Raw genomic sequence first — 22,441 nt, 5'->3', positions numbered from 1 at the left:
TAGAAAAACGGCTTCACAATCTGGGGGAGATACTTCTGAACCGCCCCAAAATCCCTACTGCAAATCCCCAAACGCCCGCTGAAGCCGGCTGACCGCCTCCTCAACCCGCGCCCGGGTCGTGCCGATATTGACCCGCATGCACTGCGCGCCACCGGTGCCAAAATCCGGCCCGTGGCTCGCCGCGATCTTCGCATCCTCCTGAAAACGACGCACAATCTCGGCGTTCTCCATGCCCGTGCCGCTGAAATCCGCCCAGGCCAGATATGTGCCCTGCATCGGATGCACCTTCGCCCCCGGGATGGACTCGACCCCTTCGCGAAACACTTCCGCATTCCGCGCCAGATAGGGACAGAGCGCATCCAGCCATTCATCCCCGTGCTGATACGCCGCCGTGGCCATCAGCGCGCCAATCCGGTTCATCGACTTGCCCGTGGCCGAATGATCCGCGTCAAATTTCCGGCGCAGACTGTCGTCCTGGATGATGACATTCCCGGTCAGCGCACCGGCAATGTTGAACGCCTTTGTGGTGGCCGACATCATCACCGTCCGGTCAATCTGCTCCGGCGCGGCCAAAACCATCGGGATATGCGTCTCGCCGGGAAACACCAGATCGTGGTGGATCTCATCGGACACCAGCACAAGGTCATGCTTCTCACAGAACGCGGCCACGGCCCGCAGTTCGTCCCGCGACCAGATGCGCCCGCCCGGATTGTGCGGCGAGCAGAAAATCACCATCTTCTCCCGCCCCGTCAGGCTGGCCTCCAGCCGTTCCAGGTTCATTTCAAACCGCCCGTCGCGCAGCTCCAGCGGGGATTCCACAACCTCACGTTTGTTGGCCTTAATCACCCGCGCGAAAGCGTGATAGACCGGCGTGAACAGAATGATCCCGTCGCCGCGTTCGGAATAGGCGCGCAGGGCCTTGCCCACACCGGCCACAATCCCGTGTACCGAGGCAATCTCCCGCGGCTGTACCGTCCAGCCGTGGCGCCGCTCCATCCATCCGGTGATCGACGCCAGGTACTCCTCCGGTTTGGCAAAATACCCGTGAATCCCGTGCCTTGCCGCCTCCATGACCACGTCGTTGACCTGTTGCGGTGGCCGGAAATCCATCTCTGCCACCCACATGGCCAGGCCATCCTCCGGAGAAACGCCATACGCGTCCTCCATTCCGTCCCATTTCTGGGAATGGGTGTTGTACCTGTCGATTTCCTCGTCAAAGTCGTACATTGGTGATCCTGTCCGGTTGAAACGGGTTTGCGGCCATGGGTATGGCCGCGCCGTGTCTTGTCAAGGGGGCCACCATGCCCTAAATCGCGCTCATGGCCCTGAGACAGATCCTGCTGGTACCCGATCCCCGCCTCCGCAAAACCGTAGAACCGGTTGACGGGGTAACCGATGACATCCGCCGCCTTGGCGATGACATGCTCGAAACCATGTATGACGCGCCTGGCATCGGCCTCGCCGCGCCCCAGATCGGCGTGATGAAGCGCGTTTTCGTCATGGACTGCGCCACCGGCGAGGATGAGGAACCAAACCCCATGGTCATCCTCAACCCCGAGATCACCTGGGCGTCCGAGGAAACCGAGACCAGCGAGGAGGGCTGCCTCTCCATCCCCGACATTTTCGAGGATGTCACGCGCCCCGAACGCATCCGCCTGCGCTGGCTTGGCCTTGACGGTGAGGTCCACGAGCAGGAATTCGGCGACCGCTGGGCCGTCTGCGCCCAGCACGAGATCGACCATCTCAACGGCAAACTCTTCGTGGACTATCTCGGCCCGGTCAAACGCCGCATGATCATGTCCAAAATGAAGAAGGTCAAAAAAGAGCGCGCACGCGCCTGAACCTGAAACGGGCAGGGGGGAACGAATATGCGCCTGATCTTTATGGGCACCCCGGATTTTTCCGTCACCATTCTCGACGCCCTGGTCGACGCGGGCCACGAGATCGCCTGCGTTTACAGCCAGCCCCCGCGCCCTGCCGGTCGCGGCAAAAAACCGCGCCCCTCTCCGGTACATCAACGCGCCGAGGCCCTTGGCCTGCCCGTGCGCTGCCCCGTAAGCCTGAAATCACCAGAGGAGCAAAAGGCCCTCTCCGACCTCAACGCCGAAGCCGCCGTGGTTGTGGCCTATGGCCTCATCCTCCCCCAGGCCGTGCTCGACGCACCCCAACGCGGCTGCCTCAACATCCACGCCTCGCTTCTCCCCCGCTGGCGCGGCGCCGCCCCCATCCAGCGCGCCATCATGGCCGGCGATGCGGAAAGCGGCGTCTGTATCATGCAGATGGAAGCGGGCCTCGACACCGGCCCCGTCCTCACCCGCGAGGCCACCCCCATCGCGTCCGACGACACCGCCGGCAGCCTCCACGACCGCCTCGCCTCCATCGGCGCGGGCCTGATCGTGGACACACTCGCCCGCCTCGACAGCCTCTCCCCGGAACCCCAGCCCGCGGAAGGCGTCACCTACGCCCACAAAATCGACAAGGCCGAGGCCCGCATCGACTGGACCCGCCCGGCGATCGAAATCGACCGCCAGATCCGCGGCCTCGCCCCGTTCCCAGGTGCCTGGACCGAAATCGACGGCACCCGCGTCAAACTCCTCCTGAGCCGCATCGCCGACGGCACCGGTACCCCCGGCCAGGTCCTCGACGAAAGCCTCACCGTGGCCTGCGGCGACGGCGCCGTCCAGCTCCTCCGCCTTCAGCGCGCCGGCAAGGGCGCCGCCGACACCGGCGATTTCCTGCGCGGGTTTCCAGTGCCAACGGGTGCGACGTTTAGCTGAAACCTGACGACAGACGTGCCTGAGTCGGACCGGGGGGTGGCGCGTCCCACGCCTGGGTGACGCGTTTTTATGGCGTCCTGTACCTCTTCGCTCCGCACTCGCGCGGTTCCACCCCAAATGCGCCGGCCCTTCCGGCCGGTCCGGCGCAGGCACGGCGGGGCTTCGCCCCTGGATTCCGTGCCGCTTGACGCCCACACCCACCCAGGCAACCCTCCCGCCAAACCGGGAGACCCAAATGCGCAGCGCCAAAACCATCCACACCATCTCCTGCCACGCCGAGGGCGAGGTGGGAGACGTCATCGTCGGCGGCGTCACCCCGCCGCCCGGCGACACCATCTGGGAGCAAAGCCGCTGGATCGCCCGCGACGGCGCCTTGCGCAATTTCGTCCTCAACGAACCCCGCGGCGGCGTCTTCCGCCACGTGAACCTGCTCGTTCCGCCCAAACACCCCGAGGCCCAGGCCGCCTTCATCATCATGGAGCCCGAGGACACCCCGCCCATGTCCGGCTCCAACTCCATCTGCGTCTCAACCGTCCTGCTCGACAGCGGCATCATTCCCATGACGGAACCCGAAACCCATCTGGTGCTGGAGGCCCCCGGCGGCCTCGTCCGGGTCCGCGCCGACTGCCGCAACGGCAAGGCCGAACGCATCCACGTGCAAAACCTGCCCTCCTTCGTCACCCAACTCGACGCGGCCCTTGAGGTGGAAAACCTTGGCACCCTGACCGTCGACACCGCCTATGGCGGCGACAGCTTCGTTATAGTCGACGCTGAAACACTGGGCTTCTCCCTCACTCCCGACGAGGCCCACGACCTCGCCCGTCTCGGCGTGAAAATCACCGCCGCCGCCAACGCGCAACTCGGGTTTCACCACCCCGAAAATCCCGACTGGCGCCACATCTCCTTCTGCCTTTTCGCCGGCCCCCTGACCGAAGGCGCGCAGGGCTATGAGACCGCCGCTGCCGTCGCCATCCGCCCAGGCAAAATTGACCGCTCCCCTACCGGCACCGCGCTCTCCGCCCGCATGGCCACGCTCCACGCCCGCAGCGCCATGAAAACCGGCGACCGCCTGCACGTCCGCTCGCTCATCGGCTCAACATTTCAGGGCAAAATCCTCGGCGAAACCCGGGTCGGCGACACCCCCGCCATTCACCCCGAAATCTCCGGCCGCGGCTGGATCACCGGAACCCACCAGCACATGCTCGACCCCGACGATCCGTGGCCCGAAGGCTACAGGCTGTCAGATACCTGGGGGGCGCGGTAAAGCAAAAACTGCTGCAATCTCCATGGCGCTGCTCCAGGTTGAAACCCGTCAACCCTCCCGCCCGACGGCACCGCCGGGCAGCGCCCGACCCTCCGCCAGGAGGGCGCTATCGCACCCACCAGGGTCAGGCGCTGCCCTCATTTATTGGGCGGCAACGCCTCCAGGACCACAAACGCCTGCGCCCAGGGGTGGTCGTCGGTGATGGTGACATGCATGTGCGGGGTGTGGCCGGGGGGCATGAGGGCGTGCATGCGGTCGTATGCCCAGCCGGTCAGTTCCATGGTGGGCTGGCCCGTGCGCAGGTTGACGACACCCATGTCTTTCCACGAAATGCCCATGCGCAACCCGGTGCCAAGCGCCTTGGAGCACGCCTCCTTGGCCGCCCAGCGTTTGGCGTAGGTGGCGATGGTCTCGCGCCTGCGGTTGGCGGTGGCCTGTTCGCGCTCGGTGAAAACCCGGTTGATGAACCTGTCGCCGAACCGCTCGATGGTCCCGGCGATCCGGTCGATATTGGCGAGGTCGGAGCCGATGCCGATAATCACGCGGACGCGTCTCCGAATGCCTCCGCCCGGGCCTCGTCCATCAGGGCGCGCATCTGTCGGATCGAGCCGTCGAGGCCGCTGAAAATCGCCTCGCCCACCAGGAAATGACCGATATTGAGTTCCATAACCTCCGGGAAGGCCGCGACCGGTTTGACATTGTCGAAGGTCAGGCCGTGGCCCGCATGAACCTCCAGCCCCAGCGAACTGGCGAATGTCGCCATCTCGCGCAGGCGTTCCAGCTCCGCGTCGCGGGCCTCGATGTCACCGGCAATGTCATGCTCGCAATATGCACCGGTATGCAGCTCGATCACCGGCGCGCCAATGCGGTGGGCGGCCTCGATCTGGCGCCGGTCGGCCGCGATAAAGATCGATACGCGGCAGCCCACCTCGCGCAACGGCGCGATAAAATGGGCCAGGTGGTTTTCCTCACGCGCGACTTCCAGACCACCCTCGGTGGTGCGCTCCTCGCGCTTTTCCGGCACGATGCAGACCGCGTGGGGCTTGTGGCGCAGCGCAATGGCCTGCATCTCCTCAGTCGCGGCCATCTCCAGATTGAGCGGCACCGAGAGGTTTTCCACCAGCGCGTCAATATCCGCGTCCGTGATGTGACGACGGTCCTCACGCAGATGCGCGGTAATGCCATCGGCCCCCGCGGCCTCGGCGGCTTTGGCGGCGCGGACCGGGTCGGGCCAGGGGCCGCCACGGGCATTGCGGACGGTTGCGACGTGATCAATGTTCACACCGAGCCGAAGTCGGCCCAATGGTTTTGCAGGCGGCATTCTCTTCAATCCCTATCCGGTGACGGGTTTTTTCTTCTTGCCAACATAGGACTGCCGGGAGACGCCGTCACTCGGGGATTTGCGCTCCTTGCGCTTCCTCGCGGCGATTTTAAGGGCGCGGGCGCGGTGGCGGGTCTGGAGTGTGACGATAATCGGCCTCGAGATGAAATAAACCGCGACGGCGGAGATCACGCCGGGCAATAGCCCACCGATCAGATAGGGGAAGAGGATGTCCTCCATGAAGAGCATGACCTTGCCCCACTGCGCGTTGCCATAGCCGAAAATGCTCCAGAAACTCTCCCACAGACCGATGAAAAATTCGGTGAATGCATCGGTCACACGACCGAAATCCCGGCCCGAAAGGCCGTGGCCAAGGATGCGGCGGCCGAAGCCGAGCGAGAAGGACGCAATGAGCGGGAAGGTCAGCGGGTTGCCGAAAAACGTGCCCAGCAGGCTCGCCAGGATGTTGCCACCCAATAAACGCGCAAGCCCCATGGAGAGAAAGAAATGCAGACCGAAAAGCGGCGTGAAGGACACGAATGTGCCGCAGGCGAGACCAACGGCAATGCGATGCGGCGTGTCGGGCAGACGGCGGATGCGATGGCCAATATACTCCACTCCACGCCGCCACCCCTTGGGCGGGGCGACGAAATGAAGCAGCCGACGGCCAATTCCCAGCTTGTTGCGCCGTTTAAATACCATGGATCCGCAATGATTCTCCGTTCCCTGCCCATCCTGGCAGGAAATAACTAATCAGTCGTGGTCCGGTTTTGTACCGGTGCCGCTGCGCGATGCCGATGTACCTCCGCAATGTCCGAATCGGCGTCGATCGCCGTTAACACATTGGTCAGGTGTTCCATATCGCGGACGAGGATATCAATGAATAATCTGAAATAATCCGGCTTGCGGTCCAGAAACCGGATATCCACGATGTTCGCCCGCTGCTCGCCAATCAGTGTGCAGATGCGGCCCAGAACGCCGGTTCCGTTGGCCATAATCATCTCGATCCGGACCTCATGATCGGCCCGGTCGTGCCCCGGACCCCAGCGCAGATCGAGCCAGCGCACGGGTTCATCCTCGACCTCCACCAGTTCGGCGCAGTCGATGGCGTGGATCATTACGCCCTTGCCACGGGTGGCGATGCCAACGATCCGCTCGCCCGGGATCGGGTTGCAGCAGGGCGCGGGGCGACCCTCCTGGCCGGACTCCAGGCCAATCACCACAGGCGAGGCGTTGTCATCCAGCGTCGGCAGAACATTGTCCCGCAACAGCTCCGGATAGAGCGCCCCAACGAGGTCATGCCCCGTCAGTTCCGCCGAGCCAAGACCGGCCAGAACGTCATCCCGGTCATTCAGGCTCAGACGCCGCGCGGCCGTGTCGAGCGCCTTGTCGGTGCTTTCCTTGCCCACCCGGCTCAGCGCCACACGGGCGATCTCGCGGCCCAGCCGGATCCAGGTGGCCTTGCGCTCGTCACGCAGGCTGCGGCGAATGGCGGATTTGGCACGGCCCGTGACGACCATGTCCTCCCAGGTCGCCTGGGGGCGCTGACCCTCGGCGCGGATGATCTCCACCGACTGGCCGTTGCGCAGCTTGGTCCAGAGCGGCACCCGGCTGTTGTCGACCTTCGCGCCGACGCAGGAATTGCCGATCCGCGTGTGAATGGCATAGGCAAAATCAATGGGCGTCGCGCCACGGGGCAGTTTGACCACCATGCCCTTCGGCGTGAAGCAGAACACCTGGTCCTGGAACATGTCCATTTTGACGTGTTCCAGGAAATCCTGGCTGTCCTCGCCGTGCTCAAACCTCTCGGCAATGGTGGCGAGCCATTTGAACGGGTCCACGGCAAACGGGTTCTCGAACCGCACCCCGTCCCGGTAGGACCAGTGCGCGGCAACACCCGTCTCAGCCACCGTATGCATCTCATGGGTGCGGATCTGGATCTCCACCCGCTTGCCGTCGCGCCCGGAAACCGTGGTGTGGATAGAGCGGTAGCCGTTGGATTTGGGCTGGCTGATATAGTCCTTGAAGCGTCCCGGTACGGCCGCCCAGCGTTTGTGAACCGCCCCCAGCGCCAGGTAGCAGTCCACCGGGCTGTTGGTAATGATGCGGAAGCCGTAAATGTCGGACAGGCGCGAGAAGCTCTCGTTTTTCTCCTCCATCTTGCGCCAAATGGAATAGGGCTTCTTCTCACGACCAAACACCTCGGCCTCGACATTGGCCTGTTTCAGGACGGTGCGAATGTCCTCGGTGATGCGGGCGATCACGTCACCGGATTCACTGCGCATCTTGATGAAGCGGCGGATGATCGACTTGCGCCCGTCCGGATTGAGAACGCGGAAGGAGATGTCTTCCAGCTCATCGCGCATCCACTGCATACCCATGCGACCGGCCAGCGGGGCAAAGATGTCCATGGTCTCATGCGCCTTGCGCTTCTGCTTCTCGGGGCGCAGATGGCGGATGGTGCGCATGTTGTGCAGGCGGTCGGCCAGCTTGACCAGCAGAACACGCACGTCCTTCGACATGGCCATCAGCAGCTTGCGGAAATTGTCGGCCTGGGCGTTGTCCTTGGAGGACAGCTCCAGATTGGTCAGCTTGGTCACGCCATCCACCAGCGTCGCGACCTCATTGCCAAAGCGGGAGGCGATCTCGGACCAGGTCGAGCCGGTATCCTCAATCACGTCATGCAGAAGTGCGGTGATGATCGACGCATCGTCGAGCTTCTGCTCAGCCAGCAGAAGGGCCACGGCTATCGGATGATTGAAATACGGCTCACCGGAGGAGCGGAGCTGCCCCTCATGCATCTTCATGCCATAGGCATAGGCCTCGGCAATCATCTCGGAATTTGACTGGGGATTGTAGCTGCGTATCAGCGATACGAGCGGTTCCACCGGCGTAACCGCATCCGGCCCCGTTCTGTCGGAGATGTCTGCGGTTACGGATCCTGGTGGAATGACGGTCAGTTGTTTTCGCCCTGGGCTTCCATGAGGGCGCGGAGGAGTTTCTCTTCCGACATGTCGTCCTCAGCGGGTTCGTCATTGGAACCGGTCAGGAGGGTCATGACGTCCTCCTCGGGCTCATCAACCTCGATCTGGCGCTGGTGGCTCTCAATTGCGGACTCGCGCAGGGAGTCGGCCGTCAGCGTTTCCTCAGCGATTTCGCGGAGGGCTACAACCGGGTTCTTGTCGTTGTCACGGTCGATGGTGATTTCGGCACCGGAGGCCAGCATGCGCGCACGGTGCGCGGCAAGCATCACAAGCTCAAACCGGTTCGGTACTTTGTCGACACAGTCTTCTACGGTTACGCGGGCCAAAGCGATCTCCAAATATCCGGACGCGGGGAAGGCAGTTACATAAATGGGCGCAAATAGCGACGCAACCCCCGAATCAGGGGTGTGGCGCAGTATTCGCGCAAATTTTGGCCTTTCCAGCCATTTTAGAGGTTTCGAAAGGCCTGTCCAGCCCTGGATATGTCATAAAACACACTCCAAATGCGATTAGTGGTATGGTGGTGTTCTGGTATGACCTCTTAAGTTGCCGCAAAAGTTACAATCCACGGCGGCGGTGGATTTCCGCGCAACCCACTCAAAACAAAACAAAAGATTGCATAATCGAACCGAACGTTACAGTCTCAAGTAACAGATTCGGGGATTTGACGGAACGATACAACTTTTCAAACGCAAATGTGCTGAATATACAGTCGTCCTTCACGGAATGATCCGCTTGTAAACCTGCGGCGTATTCCACTCTAAACAACAGGAGAAAACCGTCGCATGTTCTACCGTGACGAACGCCTTGCTCTCTTTATCGACGGGGCGAACCTATATGCGGCCGCGCGGGCTTTGGGCTTTGATATCGACTACAAGCTGCTGCGCACCGAATTCATGCGTCGCGGGAAGCTCCTTCGTGCCTTCTATTATACGGCTCTCCTGGAAAACGACGAATACTCGCCCATTCGCCCTCTGGTTGACTGGCTGCATTATAACGGCTTTTCCATGGTCACCAAGCCGGCCAAGGAATTCACCGACGCCACCGGACGGCGCAAGGTGAAGGGTAACATGGATATCGAACTCACGGTCGATGCCATGGAAATCGCGCCACATGTGGATCACATTGTGCTGTTCTCCGGCGACGGGGACTTCCGGCCGCTGGCTGAATCGCTTCAGCGTCAGGGCGTACGCGTCTCGGTGGTCTCCACCATCCGCACCAGCCCGCCGATGATCGCTGATGAACTGCGCCGCCAGGCCGACAACTTCATCGAACTTGATGAGCTGCGTGACGTCATTGGCCGCCCGCCGCGCAATGACGACCATTCCTCCCGTCAGAATGATGACGACGACGGGGACGACTGATCCCCGCACCCGCTAACTGCGGTTCCTGCCCGAGGCTTGTGGCCTTCCGGCAGGAAAACTGTCTCAAACACCCGGACTGGCACAACGCCCCGGTTCCCCCCATTGGTTCACCAGACGCGCAGGTCCTGATTGCGGGCCTCGCACCTGGTCTTGCCGGGGCCAACCGCACGGGTGTGCCGTTCACCGGCGACGGCTCGGGCGACGCGCTCTTTGCCGCGCTTGAAACCTTCGGATTTGTGGCGGGGCAAAGCGACGGCAAACCGGTCCTGCACGACTGCGCCATCACAAATGTCGTGCGCTGTGTGCCGCCGCAAAACCGCCCCGTAGCGGCGGAAATCGCGAATTGCCGACCTTATCTGATTGAGGAAATGGCCGGGATGCGACGCCTGCGCGCGGTTCTCTGTCTGGGGCGTATTTCCCATGACGCGGTTCTGCGGGCGTTGGGGCTGCGGCTGAGGGACCACGCCTTTGCCCATGGCGCGGAACATGACGTGGACGGTCTGCGGCTGTTCGACAGTTACCACTGTTCGCGTTACAACATGAACACGGGGCGTTTGACGCCCGCGATGTTTGCGGCTGTCATTGGACGGCTGCGCGACTATATAGACGTGAATCGAAACTGAACTTCCGGATGTAGCATGGCACAGCCTTTGGATCTCTACCTGGCCGCTCCACGCGGATTTTGTGCGGGTGTGGACCGCGCCATCAAGATCGTCGAAATGGCGCTCGAAAAATGGGGCGCGCCGGTCTATGTGCGCCACGAGATCGTGCATAACCGTTTCGTGGTCGATGGCCTGCGCGACAAGGGTGCGGTCTTCGTGGACGAGCTGGAGGAATGCCCCACGGACCGGCCGGTGATCTTCTCCGCCCATGGCGTGCCGAAATCCGTGCCCATCGAGGCCGAGGGCCGCAACATGCTCTATGTCGACGCGACCTGCCCACTGGTCAGCAAGGTTCATATCGAGGCCGCACGGCACTACGAGAACGGCCTGCAGATGGTGATGATCGGCCATCGTGGCCATCCGGAGGTGATCGGCACTATGGGCCAGCTGCCCGAGGGTGAGGTGATCCTTGTGGAAACCCCCGCCGATGTCGCTGAAATCAGCCCCCGTGACCCCTCGAAACTGGCCTACATCACCCAGACCACCCTGAGCGTGGATGACACGGCCGAGATCGTCGAAACCCTCCAGGCCCGCTTCCCGCAGATCATCGGGCCGCACAAGGAGGACATCTGCTACGCCACCACCAACCGCCAGGCGGCGGTCAAGGCGATGGCCTCGAAAATCGACGCGCTCTTGGTCATTGGCGCGCCCAACTCCTCCAATTCCCGGCGTCTCGTCGAGGTCGGCAGCCGCGAGGGCTGTTCCTACTCCCAGCTGGTACAGCGGGCGGCCGACATAGACTGGCGCGCCCTCGACGGCATCCGCTCGGTCGGCATCACCGCCGGTGCCTCCGCGCCGGAGGTCCTGGTCGAGGAGGTCATCGCGGCCTTCCGCGAACGGTATGACGTGACCGAGAAACTCGTTGAGACCGCCAAGGAGGACGTGGAGTTCAAGGTGCCACGCGTGCTGCGCCAGCAGGTGAGCGCGTGACGGGGCGGTGCCGGGCATGATGCGTGGGGTTCCGTTTGCGTCATCGCTGCTGGGCGTCGCGGGGCTGATCCCCTTCGTCTACGGCGTGATGCTCATTCTCTCCGGCCCGGGCGTCCTGCCGGGTTTCGGAATTTTTGCCCCGACTCCCGACGGCGGCGTGAAGCTGTTGCAGGATTTCGGAGCCATCATCCTCGGCTTCATGGGCGGCTGCCTGTGGGGTTTTGCCTCCGCACCGGGCCGCGTCCCAAAGCTCGGCATCCTCTTCGCCAGCATCATCCCCGCCGCCATCGCCCTGTTCTCCATGCGCCCCGAGCCGGAGATGAGCTGCGCGGGTCTCGCGTTCGGCTTCGCGGTGCTTCAGGGCATTGACCTCTGGCTGCACCGGCGCGGCGTGACGCCCGAATACTGGATTTCACTGCGGCTTCCCCTGACCACCGGCGTCATTCTCTGCCTGCTGGTCGGGGCCCTGCATGGCTGAGGCGGCGGGAGCGGTTTTCCCATGAGTGACGCGCGGACACTGAAAATCTATGGCGAGCGGTTCCAGGACTACGCCAGCCGTTTCGGCCGGGAAAAACCCGACGCCGACCTTCAGGCCTTCATGGACGAACTCCCCCAGGCCGCCCGCGTCCTCGACCTCGGCTGCGGCCCAGGCCACGCGGCGGCCTTCATGGCGCAGGCCGGTCTGACCGTGGAGGCCTGGGACGCCACGCCCGCCATGGTGGAAATGGCCGGACAAACCCCCGGCGTCGCGGCCCGCCTCGCCCGTTTCGACGACCTGGACGCGGAGGCGCATTACGACGGGATCTGGGCCAATTTCTCGCTGCTCCACGCCCCACGCGCCGACATGCCCGCAAATCTCGCCCGGATCGCACGCGCGCTGAAATCCCAGGGCCTGTTCCACCTCGGCCTCAAGGCCGGTGAGGGCGAGCGCCGCGACAAAATCGGCCGGTTCTACAGCTATTTCGGAGAGGACGAGTTGCGCGACATGCTGGCGGAAGCCGGATTTGAGATCACCGCCCTGCGCAGGGGCTCCTCCACCGGGCTCGACGGAACCACATCACCCTTCATCATTCTCAGGGCGCGACGCACATGACCGAGATTTTTGCCTACACGGACGGCGCCTGTTCCGGAAACCCCGGCCCCGGCGGCTGGGGCGCCATCCTGATCGCCCGCGACGGCGACACCGTGGTCAAGGAACGCGAACTGAACGGCGGCGAGCCGGAAACCACCAACAACCGCATGGAGCTGATGGCGGCCATTTCCGCCCTCGAAGCCCTTTCGCGCCCCTCGCCGGTCACGGTCGTCACCGACAGCGTCTACGTCAAGGACGGCCTGACCAAGTGGATCCACGGCTGGAAACGCAACGGCTGGAAAACCGCCGCGAAGAAGCCCGTGAAAAACGAGGAGCTGTGGAAACGCCTCGACGCGGCGGCACGGCGCCACAACATCACCTGGGAATGGGTCAAGGGCCATGCGGGCCACCCGGAAAATGAACGCGCCGATGAACTGGCCCGCCAGGGCATGGAGCCGTTCAAACCGGAGAAAAAGAAGGCCGCCGGATGAGTCTCGCGCAGTTTCTGGATTTTGCCTCGGTGTTCGTCTTCGCACTGACCGGCGCGCTTGTCGCCAGCCGGGCCCAGCTTGATTTCATCGGCTTCCTGTTCTTCGCCTGCCTCACCGCCATCGGCGGCGGCACCGTGCGCGATCTCGTCCTTGACCGCGGCGCTGTGTTCTGGGTGCAGAACCCGGCCTATGTGGGTGTGGCCTGCACCGCGGCGGTAATCGTCTATTTCCTGGCCCACAGGCTGGAAAGCCGCTACCGCGCCATCATCTGGCTCGACGCGCTTGCCCTGGCCGTGGCCGTGACCGCCGGCGCGGAAATCGCCCGCGAACTGCCCGCTTCCTGGCCCGTGATCCTGATGATGGGCGTAACCACCGGCTGCCTCGGCGGCCTGATGCGCGACGTCGTCGGCAACGAGGTGCCACTGGTCCTGAAACAGGGCGAGCTCTACGTCACCGCCGCCTTCGCGGGCGCGCTCGGCAACGTGGTGGTCTTTTCGCTCACCGGATCAGAGTTTCTCGCCGTGATCGCCTGCGTCGCCATCACCCTCGCCCTGCGCGCCGGCAGCATCCTCTTCGGCTGGAGCCTTCCCACCTACCGCAGTTTTCCGCCGCGGCAGTAGTGTACCGGGCGCGACATCTGACACCTTCGTGCCCCGGCCTGAAAACCGCTTCACCTTGACTCCAATCCGGCCAGCCGCCACAAGGCGACCGCAACATTTTTCCAGGAATACCCCATGTCGAGCAAAACCAAAGCTCAGGGCGGCTTCGTCGAACTGGTCAAAACCATCGTCTATGCGCTGCTCCTGGCGGGTCTGATCCGCACGCTGTTCTTCCAGCCGTTCTGGATCCCCTCCGGCTCCATGAAACCCACGCTGCTGATCGGGGATTTCCTCTTCGTCAACAAAATGGCCTACGGCTATTCCCGCCATTCCTGCCCGTTCTCGACCACCTTCCCGATCTGTCCGTTCTCCGGCCGCATCCTCGGCTCCGAGCCCGAGCGCGGCGACGTGATCGTGTTCAAACACCCCACCCAGGGCACCGATTTCATCAAACGTGTCGTGGGCCTGCCCGGTGACACCGTCCAGGTTGTCAACGGCGTGCTCAACATCAACGGCAGCCCCGCCCCCCAGGAGCCGCAGTCCCCGTTCGTGGAACTCAACGAGCCCCAGGGACCAATGGGCAACCTGCCGCGCTGCGCCAACCGCGCCTCCCGCGGTGATGAATGCTTCAAGGAGGAAAGCCTCGAGACCTTCCCCGAAGGCACCGAACACGCGATCCTCAACATCGACAACGGCTTTGGCGACAACACGCCGGTCTTCACCGTGCCCGAGGATCACTATTTCTTCATGGGCGACAACCGCGACAACTCCATGGACAGCCGCTTCTCCCAGAGCGCGGGCGGGGTTGGCATGGTGCCGTTTGAAAATCTCGTGGGCCGTGCGGACCGGGTGATTTTCTCCTCCGCCGGATCGTCCATGCTCGCCTTCTGGACCTGGCGTCCTGACCGGTTTTTCGTGAGGGTTGATTGAAACTGAGCCGGACACTGGCCGCGGCGGCGGAACGCCTCGGCTACGGGTTCACGAACCCGGACGTTTTTATCGAGGCCATGACGCACCCCTCCATGGGGGGCGGCACCCAGTACCAGCGCCTGGAGTTTTTGGGCGACCGCGTGCTGGGTCTCGTCATTGCCGAGGCCCTGCTGGACCAGGACCCAAAGGCCGACGAGGGCAAACTCGCTCCGCGCCTCAATGCGCTGGTGCGCAAGGAAACCTGTGCCGAGGTCGCGGCAGAGGTCAATCTCGGCGAGGCCATCCGCATGGGCCGCTCGGAAATGATCTCCGGCGGCCGCCGCAAACGCGCCATTCTGGGCGACGCGATGGAAGCCGTGATCGCCGCCGTCTATATCGATGGCGGCATGGACGCGGCCCGCACGCTGGTCCTGCGTCTCTGGGGCAAACGCATCGCAAAGGCGCAAAGTCAGACCATCGACGCTAAAACCGCGCTGCAGGAATGGGCCCAGGCCCGCGGACAGCAGCCGCCCGCCTACGTCGATCTCAACCGCTCCGGCCCCGACCACGCCCCGGTTTTTGAGGTCGAGGCCCGACTTTCCGATGGCCGCAGCGCCAAAGGTCAGGCACCATCAAAACGCGCGGCCCAGCAGCTGGCGGCGGAATCCCTGCTCAACAAGGTGGATGGGACAGAATGAACAGCCCCGAAAACAGCCGTTGCGGCCTCGTCGCCCTGATCGGAGAGCCCAACGCCGGTAAATCCACCCTGATGAACCGCATGGTCGGCGCCAAGATCTCGATCGTCACCCACAAGGTTCAGACGACCCGTACCCGAATTCGCGGCATCGTCTCAGAGGGCGACGCGCAGCTCGTGTTCATCGACACGCCCGGCCTGTTCCGGCCCCGCCGCCGTCTCGACCGCGCCATGGTCCGCGCCGCCTGGGGCGGTGCCTCCGACGCGGATCTCGTGGTCCTGCTGATCGAGGCACATCGCGGCTGCACCCCTGGCGTGCAGCACATCCTCGACGCCATGCTCGAGCAGATGCCGAAAAATACGAAAGTCGCCCTCGCCATCAACAAGATCGACCGGGTGAAAGCCGAGCAGCTTCTGGCCCTCAGCGCGAAGATGAATGAAAAGTTCAGCTTCGCCTCCACCTTCATGATCTCCGCCGAGCGCGGTCACGGCATCGACGACCTGCGCAAATGGCTGGCGGCCGAAGTGCCGGACGGCCCCTGGCTCTATCCCGACGATCAGATCGCCGACATGGCCACCCGCCAGATCGCCGCCGAGATCACCCGCGAAAAACTCACCCTGCGCCTCCACCAGGAACTGCCCTATCAGCTGACCGTGGAAACCGAGGCCTGGGAGGAGCGCAAGGACGGCTCCGTCAAAATCGACCAGGTCATCTACGTCGCCCGCGACGGCCACAAGGGCATCCTGCTCGGACCGAAGGGCGAGACCGTCAAGGCCGTGGGCAAGGCCGCCCGGACCGAGCTGAAGGAATTCCTGGGCCAGGAGGTTCATCTCTTCCTGACCGTCAAGGTTCGGCCCGGATGGCTCGACGAGGCTGAGCGGTATTCGGAAATGGGCCTTAACTTCTCGGACGGGGACAGTTGAGCCGCGCAGGGCAAAACCACGTGCAATCTGCGCCAAATTCGCCGTTTTTCGTGCAATCTGTGCCATTTGATTCACAATCTGTGCCAACTGACTCTCAATCTGTGCCACTTTTCACCCAAAACGGACACGTCCGCGCATGACACCGCGCCTCACGGCCGAATTCTGGGTCCAGGCCTATCTCACCCGCCTCCGCCTCAATGACATTCCCGCTTTCGTGACCTCCAAAGGCGACGCGACCGCCGGTTCGGTAATCGTGAAGCTCAACACTTTGGATGGTAATTCCCAAGCCTTTTCAAGAAGTTGGGATGCGGCCGGCAATCGCGTCTGGACCGTCTTCAGCGAAGGTGCCGACGCCGATGTTGAGGCTTACCTCGCCCGGCAACGCAGCTTCGATCCCGACATCTGGATTATCGAGGTCGAGGACCGCCACGGCCGAACCCTGCTGGACGAACCGGGCCTTTCCGGCTAGATTTTTGCAATGGAATGGCGCGACGAGGGGATACTTCTTTCTGCCCGACGGCACGGCGAAACCTCTGTAATCATTGAGGTTTTGACGAAGGCACACGGCCGTCACCCTGGCGTTGTGCGCGGCGGCGCCAGCCGAAAAATGGCCCCAATCCTCCAGCCCGGCGCCATCCTCTCCCTCGACTGGTCCGCCCGTCTCGAGGAACATCTCGGCAATTTCCGCGTCGATCCACTTCCGGCGCGAACCGCTCAGATTATGTCAAATAGAGCCGCTCTGGCGACATTATCTTCCGTCACGGCCCTCATTTCGGTGAGCCTCGCGGAGCGTGAACCACACCCCTGGCTTTACGCCAGGACGTTGGAATTGTTGACTGTTTTGGGCGCATCGCAGGATTGGCCGCAGCTTTATGCCGCCTGGGAGCTCGCCCTGCTGCGCGAACTCGGCTTCGGCCTCGACCTCACCAAATGCGCCGGCACCGGCACCACCGCCGACCTCATCTGGGTCTCCCCTAAATCCGGCCGTGCCGTCAGCAGTGAGGCCGGGGCGCCGTGGTCCGACAAGTTTCTGGAATTGCCTGTTTTTTTGCGTGACGGTTGGGAGTCGGGGGATCAGGCGCAGCCCTCCGATCTCGCCGCCGGATTTCGCCTGACCGGCTGGTTTCTCGACAAATGGCTCGCCCCAACCCTCAATCAGGAACGTCTCCCCTCCGCCCGCGCACGTGCGGTCGAAAGCATCCAGCGCGGGCTAAACCCCCAGCCCGCATAGATTTTTTCGGCTCAGGCCTTCGGCATTTCCAACAGCCTGCGCGCAATCACCTGCGCCTGGATCTCCGCCGCACCCTCGAAAATATTCAAAATCCGCGCGTCACACAGAACCCGGCTGATGGGATATTCCTGCGCAAACCCGTTGCCGCCGTGGATCTGCAAACTGTTGTCCGCCGACGCCCACGCGACCCTCGCGCCCAGAAGCTTCGCCATCCCGGCCACGAGGTCACAGCGGCGGCCCTCGTCTTTTTCCCTTGCGGAATAGTAAGTTAGCTGCCGCGTGATCATGATTTCAACCGCCATCATGGCCAGTTTCGAATAGATCCGTGGGAAACTGACCAGCGGTTTGCCGAACTGCTTCCGGTCTTGGGCGTATTTCAGTCCCAGCTCCAGCGCGTTCTGCGCCACCCCAATCGCCCGCGCTGCCGTCTGGATCCGCGCACTTTCAAAGGTCCGCATCAGCTGCTTGAAGCCCTGACCCTCGACACCGCCGAGCAGGTTGTCGGCCTTTACCCGGAACCCGTCAAACCCAAGCTCATATTCCTTCATCCCGCGGTATCCCAGCACCTCAATTTCGCCGCCGGTCATGCCTTCAGCCGGGAAGGGGTTGTCATCCGTGCCGCGCGGCTTTTCCGCCAAAAGCATTGAAAGACCCGAATAATTATCGGTCTTGGGGTCAGTCCGGACCAGCATGGTCATCACATCCGTGCGGGCCGCATGGGTGATCCAGGTCTTGTTGCCCGTCACCACATAATCGTCCCCGTCCCGCACCGCGCGGGTGCGCAGGGAGCCGAGATCCGAGCCGGTGTTGGGCTCCGTGAACACCGCCGTAGGCAGGATCTCAGCGGAGGAAATCATCGGCAGCCAGTGCTGCTTCTGCTCCTCCGTACCGCCGCCAATGATCAACTCCGCCGCAATTTCGGAGCGGGTGCCGAGCGACCCAACACCGATATAGCCCCGGCTCAGCTCCTCGGTGACAACGCACATGGCCGTTTTGGACATGCCGAAGCCGCCATACTCCTCCGGGATGGTCAGGCCGAACACGCCCAGCTCGCCCATTTCCTCCAGTATTTCCAGAGGGATAAGCTCGTCCTTCAGGTGCCATTCATGGGCATGGGGCACCACACGATCCTCGACGAACCGCCGGAACTGGTCGCGGATCATGTCGTAGTCATCGTCGAGACCGGTGGCCCCAAACGACGCGCTGCCATCCGCCTGGATCATCAACTCAACCAGACGTTTGCGCGCGCCATCGGTGTTACCGCTCTGCGTGAGGCTCATCACGGCCCCGTTCATCAGCCCACGCTGGTCGTCCTGGGAGAGGCCCGTGTCCTGAAGCCGTACGATTTCGCCCTGGGACATCGGAATGCCGCCATAAATTTGCCAGAGATACTCACCAAAGGCGATTTGGAGGAGCAGCTGCTCCATTTCTCCGAAGTCACCGGAATCATTGAAGTTTTTGGCCCAGCCCAGAAGCTCGCGAAGGCTTTCCACATATGTCGTCACCCAGGACAGCGCGTGGGCCGCGGTCTGTTCGGCCTCCAGGGCCGCGCCCGAAACGCGCCCGTCCATCACCGTCCGGTCCCGCAGCCTGTCGCGGGCCAGTTCCGCCACGGAACCCGCAGCCGCCACCGCCTCATCACACAGACCGATCAGGTCCGGCAGGATGATTGCGGAATGAAGTTCGGTTCCGGGCTGCTTGTTCATGGGCGTACCTTCCGGTGAGGTGGAGGCATCGTTTGTGCGATGCCGAATCAAATGCTGCAGTTGCGTTTAGGGTAATAAGCCTCGGCCTGGGCGTCAATCTTGCGAAAGACAATTCATTGAATTGATCCGCTTGCAGAACTTTCTTGCGGAACGTGATTTTTTGCGCCGCCGCGAGGTTAAAAAAAAGAGCCCCCGGTGGAGCTCTTTTTTCGGGTTAAGGGCTCCCCATTGCCCTAACCCTTTCAGGCGGCACGCACCGCCGCCGCAATAACGTCGTCTCCGACGCTTGCCTCGTATTGCGCGAAGTTTTCCGAGAACATCTCGACCAGCTTCGCAGCCTGTGCATCATACGCTTCCGGATCGGCCCAGGTCCCGCGCGGGTCCAGCAGGCTGTTGTCCACACCCGCAACCGCGACCGGAACCTCAAATCCGAAGTTAGGATCGCGCCGGAATTCCACATCGTTCAGGGTGCCATCGAGCGCCGCGGTCAAAAGCCCACGGGTTGCCGCAATTGGCATACGCGATCCGGTACCATACGCGCCGCCGGTCCATCCGGTGTTCACCAGCCAGCAGGTCGCGCCATGCTCGGCAATTTTGTCGCGCAGCAGGGTGCCGTAAACCTCCGGGCGACGCGGCATGAAGGGCGCGCCAAAGCAGGTGGAGAATGTCGGCTGCGGCTCGGTCACGCCGCGTTCGGTTCCGGCGACCTTGGAGGTGAAGCCTGAAAGGAAATGGTACATGGCCTGTGCCGGCGACAGACGCGCGATTGGCGGCAGAACACCAAATGCGTCGCAGGTCAACATGATGATATTGCTCGGCAATCCACCGCGAGCAACCGGCGAGGCGTTCGAGATCGCGTCGAGCGGGTAGGCGCAACGGGTGTTGGCCGTGAGGCTGTCATCGTTGAAGTCAAGCTCCCGGGTGACCGGGTCATGGACCATGTTCTCAACGATGGTGCCGAAGCGTTTGGTGGTCGCGTAAATCTCCGGCTCGGCTTTCTCGGAGAGGTTGATGGTCTTGGCGTAGCAGCCGCCCTCAAAGTTGAACACGCCGGTATCGGACCAGCCATGCTCGTCGTCACCGATCAGGACACGGTTCGGATCGGCGGAGAGCGTGGTTTTGCCGGTGCCGGAAAGTCCAAAGAACACGGCCACGTCGCCGGGATCGCCCTTGGCGTGGTTGGCGGAGCAGTGCATGGGCATCGCGCCCTGTTCCGGCAGCAGATAGTTCATCACGGAGAACACGGATTTTTTGTTCTCGCCAGCATAGGCTGTGCCGCCAATAAGTATTTGTTTTTTCTCGAAAGAAATGGCGATCACGGTGTCGGAGCGGCAGCCGTGACGCTCCGGATCGGCGCGGAAGCTCGGGCAGTTCAGGATCGTGAAGCCGGGGACAAAGGTCTCCAGATCGGCAATATCCGGGCGGCGCAGAAGGTGACGGATGAACAGACCGTGCCAGGCCAGTTCGGTGATCACGCGCACGTTGAGACGGTAGTTTACGTCGGCGCCGGCATAAAGGTCCTGAACGAAAAGTTCGCCACCCGCGATATGGGCCTTCATGTCGGCTTCGAGCCGTTCAAAATGTTCCGGCTGCATCCGGCCGTTGTTTTCCCACCAGATGCTGTCCCGGGTGCCTGGTTCGTCCACCACGAATTTGTCCTTGGGCGAGCGGCCGGTATGCTTCCCGGTGGAGCAGAGGAACGCGCCACCCTGGCCCAGTTCACCTTCGCCGCGGCGCAGCGCGGCCTCGACCAGAGCAGGCTCAAGAAGGTTGTAATGGACGCTCGACGCGCCTGGGAATCCTGTGGTTTCGAGTGTAAGATCCGGATTGACCAAAGCCGTCGCCATAATCGTTATTCTCCTGTTAAACCCCTGTTGGCCCCCGCCGGCCTGTTAATGAGGTCTGTCCCAACAATTGGCCGCTGTTTCGCGGGTGCAAAACAAACGGCCTGAACACTGTATAACATGAGGGAACCGCGAAATTTGTGGTGGGATATGGTTAAGAGGCGGGATTTGGGGAAAATGCTCCCAGGATTTTGTTGGTCTGTGTTGCTGTTGATGTTCAGTTGCTTTCGTTTTCGCGGAAAACGAAAGCTGCGTGGGAAAAATGCCCGAACGTCACAAATGAGTCGTAAATGCCCATGTTGAGTGTTCGCGGGACCGCGGTGGCCTTTGACGGGCGGGGTCTGCTGATCCTCGGCGCCACCGGATCGGGTAAATCCGGGCTTGCCATTCGCCTTATGGCGCGGGGCGCGATGCTCGTCTCCGATGACCGGGTGGAGCTGCGCCAGGCAGGGGCACAGGTGGCGATGCGGGCGCCTGATGCGATTCGCGGGCGGATCGAGGCGCGGATGCTGGGGCTTTTGTCCGTAGACGTGTGTGATGATGCTGCGTTGCAACTTGTGGTCGATCTGGACCAGGAAAGCCAAACCCGAATGCCACAGCCGCAGTACATAACGTACCTGGGAAGTTCCGTGAGATTGATTTCCGGGGCGAATGTTCCAAATATTGACGATGTGTTGACACTATTAATGAACAATGCCGGCAGGATGTCCGACTGACGTCCGAGTTTGTTCAGAGTTACGGGGCACCAGGACGTTGTCCAGCGCAGGCGCAATAAGACCGCAACAGGATGTGGTGGTTGTTACCGGACCAGGTGGCTCGGGCCGGTCTACTGCAATCAACGCTCTTGAGGACATGGGGTATGAGGCGATCGACAACCTGCCCATATCCCTTCTGACCCGCCTGTTTTCCGACCCGGTCGTTTCGCGCCCCCTGGTGGTCGGGATTGATCCGCGGAACCGGGATTTTGCCGTCGAAGGTCTGTTCGAGGCGCTGGCGGAGGTGGAAAGCCGCACGGGCAAGGCCCCGGTGCTGACCTATCTCGACTGCGATGCGGACACGTTGATCCAGCGCTACAGCGAAACGCGGCGGCGGCATCCGATGAGCCCGGACGGGGATCCCAAAACTGGCATCGACCGGGAGATCGCCCTGCTGGAACCGCTACGCTTGGCCGCGGATGTTTTGATCCGGACCGGGCCTTTGAACGTACATGAGTTACGCGCCGAGATAGTGCGGCAGTTTCAGGCCGAGGAGAACGGCAACGCGCTTGTCGTCAATCTTCAGTCGTTTTCCTACCGGCGCGGAGTGCCGCGGGGCGCTGACATGGTAATAGACGTGCGGTTTTTGCGAAATCCGCACTATGTAATGGAACTTCGGCCCCGGACGGGGCTGGAAAAAACAATACAGCAGTTTGTCCAGGAAGACCGGGCCTTCGATCCGTTCTATACCCGGTTACTGGATCTGGTACTGTTTCTTCTTCCCGCGTATCAGCGGGAGGGCAAGAGTTACTTCAGTATTGGTTTTGGCTGTACGGGAGGGAAGCACAGATCAGTGTCGGTAACGGAGATGTTTGCAGCAAGTCTCGCCCGTGAGGGGTGGTCGGTGTCGGCCCGCCATCGTGATCTTGAAAGGCTGGGGGCGGGACAGCCGGACCGTGAGGTAGTGGAGTGAC

At 62.4% G+C, this 22,441-nt stretch carries 25 protein-coding genes; 17 read left to right on the top strand and 8 right to left on the bottom strand.

The annotated features are described in order from the left end of the window. Nucleotides 1–54 precede the first annotated feature (54 nt). Nucleotides 55–1,227 (bottom strand): MalY/PatB family protein, encoded by a 1,173-nt coding sequence (locus tag ACP15P_RS10730; protein WP_424928454.1) that lies wholly within the window; start codon nt 1,225–1,227, stop codon nt 55–57. Between the two features lie 92 nt (nt 1,228–1,319). Here ACP15P_RS10730 and def point away from each other — a divergent pair, with 92 nt between their 5' ends. The 3 genes from def to ACP15P_RS10715 all read left to right on the top strand — a co-directional run bounded on the left by def (nt 1,320) and on the right by ACP15P_RS10715 (nt 4,041). Continuing rightward, a complete protein-coding gene (def, locus tag ACP15P_RS10725) occupies nt 1,320–1,841 on the top strand; it encodes a peptide deformylase (RefSeq protein WP_424928453.1) in 522 nt (173 codons plus the stop codon). A gap of 27 nt (nt 1,842–1,868) precedes the next feature. Further along, complete coding sequence (fmt, locus tag ACP15P_RS10720; RefSeq protein WP_424928452.1) at nt 1,869–2,777, top strand: methionyl-tRNA formyltransferase; 909 nt, start codon at nt 1,869–1,871, stop codon at nt 2,775–2,777. A gap of 235 nt (nt 2,778–3,012) precedes the next feature. Continuing rightward, on the top strand, nt 3,013–4,041 hold the full coding sequence (locus ACP15P_RS10715; RefSeq protein ID WP_424928451.1) for a trans-3-hydroxy-L-proline dehydratase: 1,029 nt from the start codon (nt 3,013–3,015) through the stop codon (nt 4,039–4,041). Between the two features lie 137 nt (nt 4,042–4,178). Here ACP15P_RS10715 and acpS read toward each other — a convergent pair whose 3' ends face one another. The 5 genes from acpS to rpoZ form a co-directional block, all read right to left on the bottom strand. Continuing rightward, nucleotides 4,179–4,583, bottom strand: a complete 405-nt coding sequence (gene acpS, locus ACP15P_RS10710) for a holo-ACP synthase (RefSeq protein ID WP_424928450.1) — start codon at nt 4,581–4,583, stop codon at nt 4,179–4,181. Then, on the bottom strand, nt 4,580–5,362 hold the full coding sequence (locus ACP15P_RS10705) for a pyridoxine 5'-phosphate synthase (protein WP_424928449.1): 783 nt from the start codon (nt 5,360–5,362) through the stop codon (nt 4,580–4,582). The genes acpS and ACP15P_RS10705 overlap by 4 nt, the downstream gene beginning before the upstream one ends. A 12-nt stretch (nt 5,363–5,374) precedes the next feature. Then, on the bottom strand, nt 5,375–6,064 hold the full coding sequence (locus ACP15P_RS10700; RefSeq protein ID WP_424928448.1) for a DUF2062 domain-containing protein: 690 nt from the start codon (nt 6,062–6,064) through the stop codon (nt 5,375–5,377). Between the two features lie 47 nt (nt 6,065–6,111). Next, on the bottom strand, nt 6,112–8,196 hold the full coding sequence (locus ACP15P_RS10695; protein ID WP_424928658.1) for a RelA/SpoT family protein: 2,085 nt from the start codon (nt 8,194–8,196) through the stop codon (nt 6,112–6,114). Nucleotides 8,197–8,318: 122 nt separating this feature from the next. Then, complete coding sequence (gene rpoZ / locus ACP15P_RS10690; RefSeq protein WP_424928447.1) at nt 8,319–8,672, bottom strand: DNA-directed RNA polymerase subunit omega; 354 nt, start codon at nt 8,670–8,672, stop codon at nt 8,319–8,321. 459 nt (nt 8,673–9,131) lie between these two features. On the opposite strand from rpoZ, the gene ACP15P_RS10685 reads away from it, so the two are divergent. The 12 genes from ACP15P_RS10685 (at nt 9,132) to recO (ending at nt 17,222) form a co-directional block, all read left to right on the top strand. Then, nucleotides 9,132–9,710: a LabA-like NYN domain-containing protein gene (locus ACP15P_RS10685; RefSeq protein ID WP_424928446.1), complete on the top strand. Its 579-nt coding sequence runs from the start codon at nt 9,132–9,134 to the stop codon at nt 9,708–9,710. Nucleotides 9,711–9,748: 38 nt separating this feature from the next. Further along, on the top strand, nt 9,749–10,333 hold the full coding sequence (locus ACP15P_RS10680; protein ID WP_424928445.1) for a uracil-DNA glycosylase: 585 nt from the start codon (nt 9,749–9,751) through the stop codon (nt 10,331–10,333). Nucleotides 10,334–10,348: 15 nt separating this feature from the next. Then, nucleotides 10,349–11,302, top strand: coding sequence for a 4-hydroxy-3-methylbut-2-enyl diphosphate reductase (gene ispH, locus ACP15P_RS10675; RefSeq protein ID WP_424928444.1), 954 nt, complete (start codon nt 10,349–10,351; stop codon nt 11,300–11,302). A 16-nt stretch (nt 11,303–11,318) separates the two neighbouring features. After that, nucleotides 11,319–11,780: a DUF3429 domain-containing protein gene (locus ACP15P_RS10670; RefSeq protein ID WP_424928443.1), complete on the top strand. Its 462-nt coding sequence runs from the start codon at nt 11,319–11,321 to the stop codon at nt 11,778–11,780. A 21-nt stretch (nt 11,781–11,801) separates the two neighbouring features. After that, a complete protein-coding gene (locus ACP15P_RS10665; RefSeq protein ID WP_424928442.1) occupies nt 11,802–12,395 on the top strand; it encodes a class I SAM-dependent DNA methyltransferase in 594 nt (197 codons plus the stop codon). Further along, entirely contained in the window at nt 12,392–12,865 is a 474-nt protein-coding gene (gene rnhA / locus ACP15P_RS10660; RefSeq protein ID WP_424928441.1) for a ribonuclease HI, read from the top strand. The genes ACP15P_RS10665 and rnhA overlap by 4 nt, the downstream gene beginning before the upstream one ends. Continuing rightward, on the top strand, nt 12,862–13,485 hold the full coding sequence (locus ACP15P_RS10655) for a trimeric intracellular cation channel family protein (RefSeq protein ID WP_424928440.1): 624 nt from the start codon (nt 12,862–12,864) through the stop codon (nt 13,483–13,485). The genes rnhA and ACP15P_RS10655 overlap by 4 nt, the downstream gene beginning before the upstream one ends. A gap of 114 nt (nt 13,486–13,599) precedes the next feature. Beyond that, on the top strand, nt 13,600–14,394 hold the full coding sequence (gene lepB, locus ACP15P_RS10650; RefSeq protein WP_424928439.1) for a signal peptidase I: 795 nt from the start codon (nt 13,600–13,602) through the stop codon (nt 14,392–14,394). Continuing rightward, entirely contained in the window at nt 14,391–15,071 is a 681-nt protein-coding gene (gene rnc / locus ACP15P_RS10645) for a ribonuclease III (RefSeq protein WP_424928438.1), read from the top strand. Before lepB ends, rnc begins: the two co-directional genes overlap by 4 nt. Next, entirely contained in the window at nt 15,068–15,991 is a 924-nt protein-coding gene (era, locus tag ACP15P_RS10640; protein WP_424928437.1) for a GTPase Era, read from the top strand. Before rnc ends, era begins: the two co-directional genes overlap by 4 nt. Nucleotides 15,992–16,127: 136 nt before the next feature. Continuing rightward, entirely contained in the window at nt 16,128–16,460 is a 333-nt protein-coding gene (locus ACP15P_RS10635; protein ID WP_424928436.1) for a DUF1491 family protein, read from the top strand. A 9-nt stretch (nt 16,461–16,469) separates the two neighbouring features. Then, nucleotides 16,470–17,222 (top strand): DNA repair protein RecO, encoded by a 753-nt coding sequence (gene recO, locus ACP15P_RS10630; RefSeq protein ID WP_424928435.1) that lies wholly within the window; start codon nt 16,470–16,472, stop codon nt 17,220–17,222. 11 nt (nt 17,223–17,233) lie between these two features. On the opposite strand, the gene ACP15P_RS10625 is transcribed toward recO, so the two are convergent. Together ACP15P_RS10625 and ACP15P_RS10620 are read right to left on the bottom strand one after the other, a co-directional pair. Next, a complete protein-coding gene (locus ACP15P_RS10625; RefSeq protein WP_424928434.1) occupies nt 17,234–18,928 on the bottom strand; it encodes an acyl-CoA dehydrogenase family protein in 1,695 nt (564 codons plus the stop codon). Nucleotides 18,929–19,170: 242 nt separating this feature from the next. Beyond that, nucleotides 19,171–20,775, bottom strand: a complete 1,605-nt coding sequence (locus ACP15P_RS10620; protein WP_424928433.1) for a phosphoenolpyruvate carboxykinase — start codon at nt 20,773–20,775, stop codon at nt 19,171–19,173. 287 nt (nt 20,776–21,062) lie between these two features. On the opposite strand from ACP15P_RS10620, the gene ACP15P_RS10615 reads away from it, so the two are divergent. Both ACP15P_RS10615 and rapZ read left to right on the top strand, forming a co-directional pair. After that, nucleotides 21,063–21,488 (top strand): HPr kinase/phosphorylase, encoded by a 426-nt coding sequence (locus ACP15P_RS10615; protein WP_424928432.1) that lies wholly within the window; start codon nt 21,063–21,065, stop codon nt 21,486–21,488. A 76-nt stretch (nt 21,489–21,564) separates the two neighbouring features. Further along, the gene (gene rapZ, locus ACP15P_RS10610) at nt 21,565–22,440 is read left to right on the top strand and encodes an RNase adapter RapZ (RefSeq protein ID WP_424928431.1); all 876 of its coding nucleotides are present in this window, start codon (nt 21,565–21,567) and stop codon (nt 22,438–22,440) included. Nucleotide 22,441 lies beyond the last annotated feature (1 nt).

The sequence above is a fragment of the Amaricoccus tamworthensis genome (genome assembly GCF_049800875.1).
GTDB lineage: Bacteria > Pseudomonadota > Alphaproteobacteria > Rhodobacterales > Rhodobacteraceae > Amaricoccus > Amaricoccus tamworthensis.
The sequence above is the reverse complement of the archived record's forward strand: the minus strand, read 5'-3'. Positions and strand labels throughout refer to the sequence as shown.

Coding starts and splice junctions, on each gene's coding strand:
- ACP15P_RS10730 (WP_424928454.1), bottom strand. CDS start 1,227: ATGTACGACTTTGACGAGGAAATCGACAGGTACAACACCCATTCCCAG.
- def (WP_424928453.1), top strand. CDS start 1,320: ATGGCCCTGAGACAGATCCTGCTGGTACCCGATCCCCGCCTCCGCAAA.
- fmt (WP_424928452.1), top strand. CDS start 1,869: ATGCGCCTGATCTTTATGGGCACCCCGGATTTTTCCGTCACCATTCTC.
- ACP15P_RS10715 (WP_424928451.1), top strand. CDS start 3,013: ATGCGCAGCGCCAAAACCATCCACACCATCTCCTGCCACGCCGAGGGC.
- ACP15P_RS10705 (WP_424928449.1), bottom strand. CDS start 5,362: ATGCCGCCTGCAAAACCATTGGGCCGACTTCGGCTCGGTGTGAACATT.
- ACP15P_RS10700 (WP_424928448.1), bottom strand. CDS start 6,064: ATGGTATTTAAACGGCGCAACAAGCTGGGAATTGGCCGTCGGCTGCTT.
- ACP15P_RS10695 (WP_424928658.1), bottom strand. CDS start 8,196: ATGATTGCCGAGGCCTATGCCTATGGCATGAAGATGCATGAGGGGCAG.
- ACP15P_RS10685 (WP_424928446.1), top strand. CDS start 9,132: ATGTTCTACCGTGACGAACGCCTTGCTCTCTTTATCGACGGGGCGAAC.
- ispH (WP_424928444.1), top strand. CDS start 10,349: ATGGCACAGCCTTTGGATCTCTACCTGGCCGCTCCACGCGGATTTTGT.
- ACP15P_RS10670 (WP_424928443.1), top strand. CDS start 11,319: ATGATGCGTGGGGTTCCGTTTGCGTCATCGCTGCTGGGCGTCGCGGGG.
- ACP15P_RS10665 (WP_424928442.1), top strand. CDS start 11,802: ATGAGTGACGCGCGGACACTGAAAATCTATGGCGAGCGGTTCCAGGAC.
- rnhA (WP_424928441.1), top strand. CDS start 12,392: ATGACCGAGATTTTTGCCTACACGGACGGCGCCTGTTCCGGAAACCCC.
- ACP15P_RS10655 (WP_424928440.1), top strand. CDS start 12,862: ATGAGTCTCGCGCAGTTTCTGGATTTTGCCTCGGTGTTCGTCTTCGCA.
- lepB (WP_424928439.1), top strand. CDS start 13,600: ATGTCGAGCAAAACCAAAGCTCAGGGCGGCTTCGTCGAACTGGTCAAA.
- era (WP_424928437.1), top strand. CDS start 15,068: ATGAACAGCCCCGAAAACAGCCGTTGCGGCCTCGTCGCCCTGATCGGA.
- ACP15P_RS10635 (WP_424928436.1), top strand. CDS start 16,128: ATGACACCGCGCCTCACGGCCGAATTCTGGGTCCAGGCCTATCTCACC.
- recO (WP_424928435.1), top strand. CDS start 16,470: ATGGAATGGCGCGACGAGGGGATACTTCTTTCTGCCCGACGGCACGGC.
- ACP15P_RS10625 (WP_424928434.1), bottom strand. CDS start 18,928: ATGAACAAGCAGCCCGGAACCGAACTTCATTCCGCAATCATCCTGCCG.
- ACP15P_RS10620 (WP_424928433.1), bottom strand. CDS start 20,775: ATGGCGACGGCTTTGGTCAATCCGGATCTTACACTCGAAACCACAGGA.
- ACP15P_RS10615 (WP_424928432.1), top strand. CDS start 21,063: ATGCCCATGTTGAGTGTTCGCGGGACCGCGGTGGCCTTTGACGGGCGG.